Source organism: uncultured Mailhella sp. (assembly GCF_944324575.1).
Taxonomy (GTDB): Bacteria; Desulfobacterota; Desulfovibrionia; order Desulfovibrionales; family Desulfovibrionaceae; genus Mailhella.
Genome location: NZ_CALUWV010000058.1, coordinates 1 through 13,289, shown reverse-complemented (window position 1 = coordinate 13,289; position 13,289 = coordinate 1). Strand labels below are relative to the sequence as shown.

At 61.4% G+C, this 13,289-nt stretch carries 12 protein-coding genes; 10 read left to right on the top strand and 2 right to left on the bottom strand.

Features of this window, described 5'->3' with window-relative positions; translation table 11 throughout:
- Both Q0J81_RS07875 and Q0J81_RS07870 read right to left on the bottom strand, forming a co-directional pair.
- Nucleotides 1-1,578 (bottom strand): translation factor GTPase family protein (locus Q0J81_RS07875; RefSeq protein WP_294447039.1); only part of this gene is annotated, 1,578 nt, incomplete at its 3' end.
- Complete coding sequence (locus Q0J81_RS07870; protein WP_294447038.1) at nt 1,575-2,417, bottom strand: histidinol dehydrogenase; 843 nt, start codon at nt 2,415-2,417, stop codon at nt 1,575-1,577. The genes Q0J81_RS07870 and Q0J81_RS07875, both read right to left, overlap by 4 nt.
- A gap of 238 nt (nt 2,418-2,655) precedes the next feature.
- On the opposite strand from Q0J81_RS07870, the gene Q0J81_RS07865 reads away from it, so the two are divergent.
- From Q0J81_RS07865 to atpD, 10 genes are all read left to right on the top strand, one after another.
- Complete coding sequence (locus Q0J81_RS07865; protein WP_294447037.1) at nt 2,656-3,954, top strand: S41 family peptidase; 1,299 nt, start codon at nt 2,656-2,658, stop codon at nt 3,952-3,954.
- Nucleotides 3,955-4,263: 309 nt separating this feature from the next.
- Nucleotides 4,264-4,683, top strand: coding sequence for a nucleoside-diphosphate kinase (ndk, locus tag Q0J81_RS07860; RefSeq protein ID WP_294447036.1), 420 nt, complete (start codon nt 4,264-4,266; stop codon nt 4,681-4,683).
- Between the two features lie 3 nt (nt 4,684-4,686).
- Nucleotides 4,687-5,490: a pyrroline-5-carboxylate reductase gene (proC, locus tag Q0J81_RS07855; RefSeq protein WP_294447035.1), complete on the top strand. Its 804-nt coding sequence runs from the start codon at nt 4,687-4,689 to the stop codon at nt 5,488-5,490.
- A 161-nt stretch (nt 5,491-5,651) separates the two neighbouring features.
- Entirely contained in the window at nt 5,652-6,764 is a 1,113-nt protein-coding gene (rodA, locus tag Q0J81_RS07850) for a rod shape-determining protein RodA (protein WP_294447034.1), read from the top strand.
- Nucleotides 6,765-8,143: 1,379 nt separating this feature from the next.
- Nucleotides 8,144-8,560 carry an ATP synthase F0 subunit B gene (locus Q0J81_RS07845; protein ID WP_294447032.1) on the top strand — a complete coding sequence of 139 codons (417 nt, stop codon included), beginning with the start codon at nt 8,144-8,146 and terminating at the stop codon, nt 8,558-8,560.
- Between the two features lie 24 nt (nt 8,561-8,584).
- Entirely contained in the window at nt 8,585-9,145 is a 561-nt protein-coding gene (locus tag Q0J81_RS07840) for an ATP synthase F0 subunit B (RefSeq protein WP_294447030.1), read from the top strand.
- On the top strand, nt 9,142-9,693 hold the full coding sequence (gene atpH, locus Q0J81_RS07835; RefSeq protein WP_294447028.1) for an ATP synthase F1 subunit delta: 552 nt from the start codon (nt 9,142-9,144) through the stop codon (nt 9,691-9,693). Before Q0J81_RS07840 ends, atpH begins: the two co-directional genes overlap by 4 nt.
- Nucleotides 9,694-9,696: 3 nt before the next feature.
- Nucleotides 9,697-11,211, top strand: a complete 1,515-nt coding sequence (gene atpA / locus Q0J81_RS07830; protein ID WP_294447027.1) for a F0F1 ATP synthase subunit alpha — start codon at nt 9,697-9,699, stop codon at nt 11,209-11,211.
- 3 nt (nt 11,212-11,214) lie between these two features.
- A complete protein-coding gene (locus tag Q0J81_RS07825) occupies nt 11,215-12,093 on the top strand; it encodes a F0F1 ATP synthase subunit gamma (protein ID WP_294447026.1) in 879 nt (292 codons plus the stop codon).
- Nucleotides 12,094-12,105: 12 nt separating this feature from the next.
- On the top strand, nt 12,106-13,289 hold a 1,184-nt coding region (gene atpD, locus Q0J81_RS07820), incomplete at its 3' end, for a F0F1 ATP synthase subunit beta (RefSeq protein WP_294447025.1).

Below are 13,289 nucleotides of genomic sequence, written 5' to 3'. Positions count from 1 at the left end.
AGCGTCGGAAAGGGTGATGGTGTTGCCCTCGTCGCGTCCGGCCGGGGCCATGGTGAGGGTGACTTCGCCTATGTGGTGCACGGTGCCGAGTTCGCGGTCGAACAGGCCGTGGCCTTCGGCCTCGGCGCGCACGGTCTCGCGCGCCACCACCTGCGGCTGACCGGCGCGCGGGCTTATGCCGTATTCGCGGCGCATTCTTTCCATGATGACGTCGAGGTGCAGTTCGCCCATGCCGGAAATGATGCGGTTGCCCGAGCCTTCGTCCTGACTCACGCCGAGCGTGGGATCTTCGGCGCTGTAGCGGGCAAGGGCTTCGTCGAGGGTCTTGCCCTCGTCGGCATTGCGCGGTTCGAGCGCCATGGAAATGACCGGTTTCACCTCTTCCAGATTTTCCAGAAGAATGTCGAGCCCGGGTGCGGCCACGGTGTCGCCCGTGCGGGCCGCCCGCAGGCCGAGCACGGCGATGATGTCGCCGGAGGAGGCTTCGGAAAGCTGTTCCTGCTGATCGGCGTCCATGCGGAACAGGCGCGAGACGCGCTCGTCCTTGCCGAGCGCGGTGTTGCGTACCGCGTCGCCGTCCTTCAGCCTGCCCGAGTAGATGCGCACGAGGGCCGTCTTGCGGCCGCCTTCCATGAGCACCTTGAACACCAGCCCGCAGAAGGGGGCGTCGGGACTTATGTCGAGCGTTTTTTCTTCCCTGCCGTCCACGGTGGTGCCGTGCGGAGCGGGCACGTCGAGGGGCGAGGGCAGGTAGCGGCCCACGGCGTCGAGCAGCGGCTGCACGCCCGCATTCCTGAGCGCGGAACCCGCAAGCACGGGCGTCACCTTTCGCGCGAGCGTGGCGCGCTTGACGGCCGCGTGTATGTCTTCTTCCGTGAAGTTCTCCTCAAGATAGAGCTCCATGAAGGCGTCGTCGTTTTCTCCGAGGGTTTCAAGCAGCCTGTCCCGCCACAGCGCGGCCAGCTCCTTCTCATCCTCCTCAAGAGGCAGAACGTCCATGTTCCGGCCCTGCGAGTCCTCGTCGAACACAAGCTTCTTCATGGCGATCACGTCGGCCACGGCGTAGAACTCCGGTCCCTCGCCGAGCGGCACGGTCACGGGCGCGGGATTGGCGCCGAGCCTTTCGTGCAGCGCGTCGAGCACGGCGGCAAAGTTCGCGCCCACGCGGTCCATCTTGTTCACGAAGGCGATTTTGGGCACGCAGAAGGACTCGGACTGCCGCCACACCGTTTCCGACTGCGGTTCCACGCCGCCCACGGCGCAGAACACGCCCACCGCGCCGTCGAGCACGCGCAGCGAACGTTCCACCTCTATGGTGAAGTCCACGTGACCGGGGGTGTCGATGAGGTTCAGCGTCCAGTCCTTCCAGCGGCAGGTGGAAGCGGCCGCGGCTATGGTGATGCCGCGTTCCTGTTCTTCGGGCATGAAGTCCATGGTGGCCGTGCCGTCATGCACTTCGCCCATGCGGTGGATCTTGCGCGTGTAAAAAAGAATGCGTTCGCTGAGCGTGGTCTTGCCTGCGTCGATGTGGGCGATGATGCCTATGTTTCGCAGGTTCTTCATGGTGTCCTGCCTCATGACTGGATCTCCTGAACAAGATGGGCGGAAAGGGTGCGGGTGCGGAAAAATTCGGGTTCAAGGCTCTGCCAGCAGGCTTCCATGCCGGGGCCCGCGAGAAGCGGCGCAGGGCAGGGAGCCCCGCAGCCTTCCGGCGCGAACACGGCGCTCATGCCCGGGGCGGGCTCGTCGAGAAGCACGGCGTCGGGGTGCAGCCAGCGAAGGCGGGAGAGCACTTCGTCAGGCGAAAGGCCGCAGCTGTCGCCTTCCGTCTTTCCGTACAGGGAAAGAAGTCTCGGCGCGGCATGGTCGCGGAATACGGGCACGCCGTCGGCGGCGGCGCGGTGCAGCACGTCCTTCTGTCCGGCAGTCAAAGGCTGCGGCGAGGGAAAAACGACTACGCGTCCGTCGGGCGAGGCGGCGCGCAGATCCTCATAAAGATCGACCGTGCGCGCATCGTCCAGCATGAAGGAATCCTCAAGCCCGGAAAGCTCCAGCGCCGTGGCCACGGCCGGCGCAAAGGGCGCGGGAGAGACGATTGCGATTTTTCCCGTGCCTGCGATGACGGCCGGAACGAGCGCGGCCAGAAACCTTGAGGGCGAGGCGAAGCCCTCGGCGGCCACGGCCAGCACCCAGTCCGCAGGATGTGCGGCTTCCGTGCGGAAAAAGCCCGCGCGGGTGCTTTTTGTCTGCGCGAGCGATTCGCCCGCGTCCGCTTTCCAGCGGTGGAAGGCGAAGGCTATGGCCGTCTTGAGCAGGGCGCGCAGCGGCGCGGGCGTGCCCTCGTAGGCGTTCGCGTAAAGATCGTCGTCAGGCCGGAAGCTCTCCAGCCATTCGGGCAGGTCGAAAACAAGGCTCATGCGGAATCTCCCTTTTTTTAAGGGGTACGTTTCTCTTCTCCGCTCGTCAAATGAAATGTTGAAGGCCGGATGATCGACGCGGAAGGGCGGAGCCGGACGGCCCGGAAAGGCGCGTCCGGAAGCGGGCGGGAGGCGCTTCCGGTCTTTTAGCCGTGCCGCCGCGCAAGGAAATACGTTGCGTTTTGGTGGGAACGGCTCTATCTTGTTGCGCAGTTCCATCCCCACCTGGAGGCTCCCCATGCAAAAGATACGTGTGCTGACGACGTCGGCGCTCGCCCTTGTCATCTTCTTGTCCGGCGGCGGCGTGATGAAGGCCGTCAGCGCGGAAAACGACTACGATTCCCTGCGCCGCTTCAGTCAGATTCTGGACATGGTGGAGCAGTACTACGTCAACGACGTGTCCCAGAAGGAACTTCTCGACGGCGCCATCAAGGGCATGCTCCAGAATCTCGATCCTCATTCCACGCTGATGACGGAAAAGGAATTTCAGGAGATGCAGGAAAACACCAGCGGCGAGTTCTTCGGCGTGGGCGTGGAAATCACCGTGGAGAACGGTCAGGTCATGGTGGTGAGCCCCATTGAAGACACGCCCGGCTACAAGGCCGGTCTGCGCGCGGGCGACTCCATCATTGCCGTGGACGGCCAGTACACCATGGAAATGTCCCTCACCGAGGTGGTCTCCAAGATGCGTGGCAAGCGCGGCACCACCGTGGAACTGCAGGTTCTGCACAAGAACAGTTCCCGTCCCGTGACCATGAAGATCAAGCGCGACGCCATTCCGCTCATCAGCGTGAAGTCCCGCGAGCTTGAGCCCGGTTACTGGTGGATTCGTCTCACCCGCTTCAGCGGTCATACCTCGCAGGAGCTTGCCGAAGCCGTGGCCAAGGCGCGCGCAAAAGGCGAGCTCAAGGGCATCGTGCTCGACCTTCGCAACAACCCCGGCGGTCTGCTCGATCAGAGCGTGGAAGTGGCCGACCTGTTTTTGAAGGATGGCGTCATCGTGTCCATGCGCGGCCGCGACGCCTCTTCCGAACGCACCTTCAAGGCCCATGTCCAGAAGGACGACGTGGACTGCCCCCTGGTGGTGCTGGTGAACTCCGGCTCGGCATCGGCTTCCGAAATCGTGGCCGGCGCGCTGCGCGATCAGAAGCGCGCGCTCATTCTCGGCGAACGCACCTTCGGCAAGGGCTCGGTGCAGAATCTCATCCCGCTTGCCGACGGCGCGGGCCTCAAGCTTACCGTGGCGCGTTACTACACGCCGTCGGGCAAGTCCATTCAGGCCGAAGGCATCACGCCCGACTTTGAAGTGGCCTGGGAGCCTCCCCGCGAAGATACGGGCGAGCCCGCCCTGCTTCTGCGTGAAAAGGATCTGCGCGGTCACCTCGAACAGAAGGACGAAAAGGCCGACGCGCCCAGGGAAGAGGAAAAGAAAAGCGACGCCGAGGACATGAGCGCCATGCTCGCGCGGGACAACCAGCTTCGTCTGGCCCTGCAGTTCGTGAAGACGCTGCCCGTGCTCAAGACGCTCAAAAACTGATGTTCCGCCTCCGTCTCCCCTTGCGGGAAGGCGGAGGCTTTTTCTCCCGGCGCTTCCGGGACGGATCTTTTCCGGCGGCACGTTGCCGGCCATGTCATGATAATGTTTCGGGCGCCTTCCGTCTTTTTTTTTTGACGGTCGGGTCCTTTGAATGTCACGTTCCCGGGTATGCGCTCCGCCCGGGGAACGCGCCGGATTCCCCTGCCTTGTCGCAAGGGTTCCGGTCCGGGCCTTCAGGCCCGTTTCTTTCCCACGGGGGCAGCCCGTGCAAGGGCCTTTGCCCCGCAACGTCAGGACGGAGGTTTTCCCATGATTCAGCAAACCCTTTCCATCATCAAGCCCGACGCCGTGGCCCGCAGCCTGCAGGGCGAAATTCTGGCCATGATCCAGAAGAGCGGCCTGCGCATCGTTGCCATGAAGATGATCCGCCTTACCCGCGCACAGGCAGAAGCCTTTTACGAAGTACACAAGGATCGTCCCTTCTACGCCGATCTCGTGGAATACATGACCTCCGGCCCCGTGGTCTGTTCCGTGCTTGAAGGCGAAAACGCCATAGCCGCCTATCGCACGCTCATGGGAGCCACCAACCCCGCCAACGCCGCCGAAGGCACCATCCGCAGGCTTTATGCCGAAAGCGTGCAGGCCAACGCCGTTCACGGCTCAGACGCTCCCGAAACCGCTGCCCGGGAAGTCGCCTTCTTCTTCAGCCGGACGGAAATCGCAGGCTGAGCCATGAAGACCATAGGTTGCATAGGCTGCGGCAACATGGGCGGAGGCGTGCTCAGGGGACTCGTTCCCCATGAAGAGTTCACGCTGACAGGTCACGATCATACCCGCGCCAAGGTGGAAGGCATCGGCCCCGAGGGGCGCGTGACCTTCGTGGAAACGCCGCTTGAGCTCGCGCAGAAGGCCGACGTCGTCATTCTTGCGGTAAAGCCCTATCAGATGGAAGCCATGCTTGAGGAAATCCGCCCCGCGCTGGATTCCTCCAAGGTGGTGGTTTCCCTGGCCGCCGCCTTCTCTCAGGAGAAGCTGCGCCGCGGCGTGGACGGTCGCTGTGCCGTGGTGCGCTGCATGCCGAATCTTCCCGTCATCGTGGGCAAGGGCGTGTTCGCGCTCTGCTTCGATGATCCCGCGCTCGATGCGGTGCGAGGCGAGGAGCTTCTTGCCATGTTCCGCCTCATGGGAATTGCCGTGGTGCTGCCCGAAGCGCAGTTCCCGGCCTTTTCCTCGCTCGTGGGCTGCGGCCCGGCGTTTGCGCTGCTCTTCATGGAAGGGCTGCTCAACGCGGGCATCACCATGGGCCTCAAGGCCTCCGTCTCCCGCGAGCTCATTGCGGCCATGGTGGAAGGCACGGCCCGGCTGGCGCTGGAAAGCGGCGAGAGCTTTGCCGATCTGCGCGTGAAGGTGTGCTCGCCTTCCGGCACCACCATACGCGGCGTGAACCATATGGAGCGCTGCGCCGTGCCCGGTCACGTGACCGACGCCGTGCTGGAAGCCTTGAAGCGCGACCGCGAAATGGCTTCGGAAAAATAACCCGCCTTCGGGTGACGATCATTCAAGACACCCTTCCGGCCTGGGCTTTCCGTTCGGGTCGGAAGGGGCGCGGAGCCCGTTTCTCCGCCTCTTCGCCCTTCGGGGCGCTCCTTTTTTCTCAAGGGGCCGGCCATCTTCCGGCGCCTGTGCCGAGGTTCCCCATGCAGATGCCCGACAGAAGATTGTTCTTCCAGATAAACTGGGGGCTTGTCTTCATTACCATACTGCTTTTCGCCGTAGGCATGGTGAATCTGTATTCGGCGAGCGGTTCCCGTATCGAGGGCGGATTCGTGCTTTCCCCCTTCTATCAGCGTCAGCTCGTGTGGGGGCTCATCGGGCTTTTCGTCATGGTCACGTGCATGCTCATCGACTATCGGCGCATCGAGCGTCTGGCCGTGCCGTGCTATATCATCGTGATCATTCTGCTCATGCTCGTGCCCATCGTGGGAAAGACCGTGTACGGCGCAAAGCGCTGGATAGACCTCGGCGTCATGAACCTTCAGCCCAGCGAGCTCGCCAAGTTCGCCGTGCTCATGATGGGCGCCAAGGCGCTGTGCCGCGACGGCGAGTCCCTCGGCTGGAAGAGACTCGGGCAGGTGCTCGCCATAGGCGTGGTGCCGTTTCTCTTCATCGCCAAGCAGCCGGACCTCGGTTCCGGCCTTACCGTGCTCGTGCTGCTTGGCGGCATGGTGCTCTTCCATGGCGTGAAGTGGCGGGTGCTGCGCGTCTGCCTCGTGGTCATTCCGCTTCTCATGCCCCTCGGCTGGTTCGTGCTGCACGACTACCAGCAGGAACGCATACTCACCTTCCTTGATCCCACGCGAGACCCCAGAGGCGCGGGCTATCACATCATTCAGTCGCAGATCGCCATCGGCTCGGGCGAAATTTTCGGCAAGGGATTTCTTGCGGGCACGCAGAGCCAGCTGCGCTTTCTGCCGGAAAAGCATACCGACTTCGCCATTGCCGTGCTTGGTGAGGAATGGGGCTTTGCAGGCTGCATGACACTCGTCACGCTGTTCTGTCTCTTCCTCATGACCATGTACAGCACCGTGCGCGACGCCAAGGACCGCTTCGGCTCCACGCTCGCCGCAGGCATCTTCTTCTACTTCTTCTGGCAGATCATCGTGAACATCGGCATGGTCGTGGGGCTCATGCCCGTGGTGGGCATGCCGCTGCCCTTCATCAGTTACGGCGGCACGGCCCTTGTGGTGAACTGCGCGCTCGTGGGCATAGTGCTCAGTATTTCCATGCGCCGCTTCGTCTTCAAGAGCTGACGGCAGAAGACCGGCTGCATCCCGGAAGCCGCCCGCAGCGCTTTCATGGAGGCGTCGAACCTCCTGCCGTCATTCTGCGCGCAGGAAAACGGCCCGACAACCCCGCCGTCGCTTCACTGGCGATGCCGTTTTTCCCCGTATCGAAGAGCGGGCCGTGTCTGAGGGCTGCTTTGCCTGAAAAGGGGAGGGCTCTTTTCTGGCAGCGCCTCGGTTCGTCATAGCTGCGGGCAGGATGTTTGTCGTTGCCGGGATCGTGCCGAAGACTCGTCGTCCGTTTTTTCGAGGGGCTTTGCTGTGCTTTGCCGTTTCGTTCCTTTGTTGCACAGGGCAGGCTTCCGCATGGCCTGTGTGGGCAATGTTCTGCGTGCCGCGCCGACTTTCCGCAGGCCGTACGCGTGCCGCGTTTTCCGTACCGTCGCTTCACTGGCGATGCCGTTTTTTCCCGTATAGAAGAGAGAGCCGTGTCTGCCGGAGCGTTTTTTTCGGAAAAGGGCGCTTCCGGCAGACTCGACGTTCCCTGTTCCGCAGGCGCGTCCCCGGCCAGGCGGCGCGCTGTCCGGGTGTCCATTTCATCTTGGGTTCTCTGCGTTCTTTCTTCCGGCGTTCCCTGCCTGACGAGATGTTTGCAATTCGTGCCAGCATGACGTTGCCCCGAAGACGCGAGGTGTCGACCGCCTTTGGAAGGAGGCGGGTTGTCCTTTGCAGCCCCTGCCGAAAGGCAGTCTACAGGGTGCGCTTGCCGGAACGTGCCGCTCATGCCGTTGCAACACGTTCACGCATCTTCACCTGTCGTGCGTGTGTCGATCGTTCGGCGTGTTCCGGTCCGTCTCCTGCAAGGGAGCGGGGAGCCTCCTGTCGAAGAAAACGACCGTTCTCCGGGAGAAATGTGTCAGAATTGTGACAATCCTGTTTTGTCGTTACTTTTTTGCTTCAGTGTGTCAAAGCCGGGGTTAATATAAAAAATAACATTGAAAAACAATTGGTTAATATAGAAGAAAGGGGTGATTTTATATGTCGTGAAAAAAGTGGCTAACAGAATTTTATTTATTTTTTATCCGGCTCAAACGGAGAAGAATTCTGAAATGTCGCGGCTCCCGTCGTCTCTTCTGGAGGATGATTTCGAGAATTTCAGGCAAAAGAAAGAGGCTTTCCGGTATGATATGACCTGTCCGCATATTTTGTAACTTTTTGTGCAAAATACCTGACGGAACCTCTTTATTTCTTGAAAAAAAAGAGTGTCGGCTTTGACAAAGTGCGGAAAACGGGGTAGCTAAAAAAAATGATTCTACTCCCAATAATTCAGGAGCGCAGAACTTTGGGGGCTTAGAATACAATGGTAGAGTGGCCCCTTTTTACAGCTTCGGTTGGAGGTTCTCGGAATGATCAGTATCGACATAACCCTCCTGATTCAGTTGGTGAATTTTTTGATCGCCCTTGCGATCATAAATTACCTCATCGTGCGCCCGGTGCGCGGCATCATTGCCCGTCGTCGCGCGCAGAACGATGAACTGAGAGGCGCTGCCGGTTCTCTGGAAGGAGAAGCAGGCCTCAAGATGGAAGGTTACAACGCCCGCATCGAAAAGGCCCGCGCGGAAGTGGCGGCAGTGCGCAACAGCATGAAGGCCGCTGCGGAACAGGCTGCGCAGGCCCGCCTCAACGAGGCGGGCGACGAGGCCCGCGCCATCCATCGAGCCGCCGCCGAGCGTGTCCGCGCGGAGAGCGCGGAGGCCAGGCGCGAACTCGACGGCAGAGTGGGGGATTTCGTTCAGGTTGCCCTCAAGGCCATGCTTGGCTAGCATCATCGCAGCAAGGAGAACGGCGTGCAAAGAATCTATGGTATAGTGACGGCCTGCGCTCTGGTCCTGATTTCCTGCCAGATCGCATCCGCGAGCGACGGGCACTCCCTGCCGTGGGGTGACTTTCTGCTCCGCGTGATCAATGCCGCCATCTTCGTCGGCATCATCTGGTACGCGGCGGGCAAACTCATCAAAAAATTCTTCACGGGTCGCCGTGAGGAGATCGTTCAGGAAATGGACGATCTGGCCAGACGCAAGCAGGAGGCCGAGGCCCGGCTTGTTGAGGTCGAACGTCAGATAGCCGACGTGGAAGCGGAATGCGCGAAGCTTCTGGATGAAGGTCGCGCGCAGGCGGAACGCATCAGAGACGCCATCGTGTCCGAAGCTGAAAAGCAGGCTGCCCACATTGTGGAGCAGGCGAAGAAAGGCGCGGAACAGGAAGGCAAGGCTGAGCTTGAGGCCATCCGCGAACGTATGGCGGAAACCATTGTCGCGGAGGTGGAAAAGAGCCTTCTCGACAGGCTGGATGCCACGACGCATCAGAAACTGATCGACAAATCGTTGACCAAGGTGGTGCTGCAGTGATCGGCAATGTCGTGTCCCGGCGCTATGCCTCGGCGCTCTTTTCCCTCGGGAAAGAGGCGGGCATGGCGGAATTGGAACGCTATGGAGCGTCTCTGAGTGCTCTGGGCGAGGCTGTGGAAAAGACCCCCCGGCTGGCCGAGGCTTTTCGCAATCCCGTCCTCTCCACGGAAGAGAAGAAGAAAGTGGTGCTGTCCCTGCTGGATGTGGCGGGCGGCGGTGCCGTGGAACAACGTTTTTGTGCGCTTCTGGCCGATAAGGGCCGGCTGCCGCTCATTCCCGCCATTGCGGCGGATTTTTCGGTCATGCTCGACGAGGCCCGCGGCATTTCCCGCGGTGTCGTGACCACGGCCGTGGAGCTGGACGACGCGCATAAGGACAGCATCAAGAAAAAGTTGGAATCGCAGACAGAGCGCAAGCTTGAGCTTGAATACGTCATCGACCCTTCCATCATCGGAGGCATCGTTTTCCGTGTGGGAGACAAGGTGTACGACGCAAGCCTGCGCGCGCAGCTCGACAACCTCAGGGAATCCATCAAGAGGGGTGAGTAGGCCATGCACATCAAGGCTGAAGAGATCGGAAAGATCATCGAGGAGCAGATCCGCAACTACGACCAGCATGTGGAAATGAGCGAGACCGGCACCGTCATGTACGTGGGCGACGGTATCGCCCGCGTGTACGGCGTGCGGAATGCCATGTCCATGGAGCTGCTGGAGTTCCCCGGCGGACTCATGGGCATGGTGCTCAACCTCGAAGAAGACAATGTCGGCGTTGCCCTGCTCGGCGACGACACCGGCATCAAGGAAGGCGACCCGGTCAAGCGTACCGGCCGCATCTTCTCGGTGCCCGTCGGTCCCGCCGTGGCCGGACGCGTGCTGAATCCTCTGGGCCAGCCCATCGACGGACTGGGACCCGTGGAAAGCACGGAAATCCGTCCCGTGGAGCTCAAGGCTCCCGGCATCATGCAGCGCAAGAGCGTTCACGAACCCATGGTCACGGGCATCAAGGCCATCGACGCCATCACGCCCATCGGCCGCGGTCAGCGTGAACTCATCATCGGCGACCGTCAGGTGGGCAAGACCGCCATCTGCGTGGACGCCATTCTCGCCCAGAAGGGCACCGGCGTGCACTGCTTCTACGTGGCCATAGGCCAGAAGAAGTCCACCGTCGCTCTGGTTGCGGAAACCCTGCGTCAGCACGGCGCCATGGAATACACCACCATCGTGTCCGCCTCCGCTTCGGAATCCGCGCCTCTGCAGTACATCGCCCCGTATTCCGGTTGCACCATGGCCGAATACTACCGCGACAACGGCGAACACGCCCTCATCATTTACGACGACCTTTCCAAGCAGGCCGTGGCCTATCGCCAGATGTCCCTGCTGCTCCGTCGTCCTCCGGGACGTGAAGCCTTCCCCGGCGACGTGTTCTACCTGCACTCCCGTCTGCTCGAACGCGCGGCCAAGCTCAGCGACGAGCTGGGTGCCGGCTCTCTGACGGCTCTGCCCGTCATCGAAACGCAGGCCGGCGACGTTTCCGCCTACATCCCCACCAACGTGATCTCCATCACCGACGGTCAGGTGTTCCTGGAAACCAACCTCTTCAACGCCGGCATCCGTCCCGCCATCAACGTGGGTATCTCCGTGTCCCGCGTGGGCGGCGCCGCTCAGATCAAGGCCATGAAGCAGGTTGCAGGTTCTCTGCGTCTGGACCTCGCCCACTACCGCGAAATGGCGGCCTTCGCCCAGTTCGGTTCCGACCTGGACAAGGACACCAAGGCCATCCTCGATCGCGGTGCCCGCATGACGGAGCTTCTTAAGCAGCCTCAGTATCATCCCATGCCCACGGAAGAGCAGGTGGCCTCCATCTATGCCGCTTCCCGCGGCTTCCTGGATGACATCGAGGTGAAGGACGTGCTGCCCTTTGAAGGCGGCATGCTGGAAATGCTTCGTACCGAAAAGCCCGATATCCTCGCCGATATCCGCGATCGCAAGAAGCTGGACGACGATCTGGAAGCGCGTCTTTCCGCGGCCATCAAAGAGTTCAAGGTATCCTTCAAGGCGCGGGGGTAACTCATGCCTTCGTTGAAAGATGTAAAACTCCAGATAGCTGGCGTCGGCAAGACAAAGCAGATCACGAGGGCCATGGGAATGGTCGCCTCGGCGAAGCTGCGCGGCGCCCAGAACCGCATTGAGCGTTTCCGCCCCTACGCGGAAAAGTTCGGCGAGATGCTGGGCGACCTTGCCGCCAGAACGGAAGATGCGGCCCATCCGCTGCTTCAGGTGCACAAGGAGGTCAAATCGGCGGTCATCGTGCTGCTTTCCTCCGACCGCGGCCTGTGCGGGGGCTTCAACGTCAATCTGATATCGACCGCTCTCGATCTGGCCCGTGCCAGAACCGACGAGGGGCTGACCGTCCGGTTCATCTGCGTGGGCCGGAAAGGCCGCGACGCGGTGCGCAAGACCTCCTACGAGATCATCGAATCGTACGGAGACGCCATGGGTTCCTTCGATTTCCGCCTGGCGGCCCGTCTGGGCGGAAAGGTGTCGCAGCTTTATGAAAGCGGCGAGGCCGATGAAGTCTACCTTGTGTACAGCGAGTTCGCCGGCATGACGCGCCAGATTCCCACGAAGATGGAGCTTCTGCCCGTGACCTCTGCCGCGAAGGAAGAGGACGAAGGCAAGCCGGCGGCGGAATGCCTGTATGAACCCGAAGTCGGGGTTCTTCTGGCGGAACTTCTGCCCCGGTACGTGAACGTTCAGATCTATCGCGGACTTCTCGACAACTCCGCCAGCGAAAACGCAGCGCGCATGGCCGCCATGGACAACGCCACGCGCAACTGCGACGAACTGACCAATTCTCTGACGCTTCTTTACAACAAGACCCGTCAGGCTGCCATCACCAACGAACTTATCGACATCGTTGGCGGCGCAAATGCGCAGCAAAGCCAGTAGGAGCATTAGGGCATGACAGCAAACAAAGGCCATATTGTGCAGGTCATCGGCGCTGTTGTGGACGTGGCTTTCCCTGAGGGACAGCTGCCGAACATCCTCAACGCGCTCGAGATCAATAATGTCAACAACCCCAACGCCACGGACCTCGTCTGCGAAGTCGCCCAGCATCTGGGCAACAACGTGGTGCGTACCATCGCCATGGACAGCACCGACGGTCTGGTTCGCGGCATGGAAGTGGTCGATACCGGCAAGCCCATCATGACCCCCGTGGGCAAGGCTGCCATCGGCCGCATCCTGAACGTGGTCGGTCGTCCCGTGGACGGTCTCGGCCCCATCGAAACGGACAAGTACTTCCCCATCCACCGTCCCGCCCCGGCGTTCACCGAACTGAACACCAAGGTGGAACTTCTGGAAACCGGCATCAAGGTCGTGGACCTGCTCATTCCCTTCCCCAAGGGCGGCAAGATCGGTCTGTTCGGCGGCGCCGGCGTGGGCAAGACCGTTATCCTCATGGAAATGATCAACAACATCGCCAAGCAGCACGGCGGCAACTCCGTGTTCGCGGGTGTTGGTGAACGTACCCGTGAAGGCAACGACCTGTACGGCGAACTCAAGGAAGCCGGGGTTCTGGAACGCGCCGTGCTTGTCTACGGCCAGATGAACGAACCCCCGGGAGCCCGTGCCCGCGTGGCCCTCACCGCCCTTGCCTGCGCCGAGTACTTCCGTGACGAAGAGCATCAGGACGTGCTGCTCTTCATCGACAATATCTTCCGCTTCACGCAGGCCGGTTCCGAAGTGTCCGCACTCTTGGGCCGCATGCCTTCGGCCGTGGGCTATCAGCCCACCCTCGGCACCGACCTCGGCGGTCTGCAGGAACGTATTACCTCCACCTCCGCTGGTTCCATCACCTCCGTGCAGGCCGTGTACGTTCCCGCCGACGACCTTACCGACCCGGCTCCCGCCACCACCTTCGCCCACCTGGACGGCACGCTGGTGCTCAACCGTTCCATCGCCGAACTGGGTATCTACCCGGCCGTGGACCCGCTTGACTCCACCTCCCGCATCCTCGACCCGAACGTGGTCGGCACGGAACACTATTCCGTGGCCCGTCGTGTTCAGCAGGTGCTGCAGAAGTACAAGGACCTTCAGGACATCATCGCCATCCTCGGCATGGACGAACTGTCCGACGCGGACAA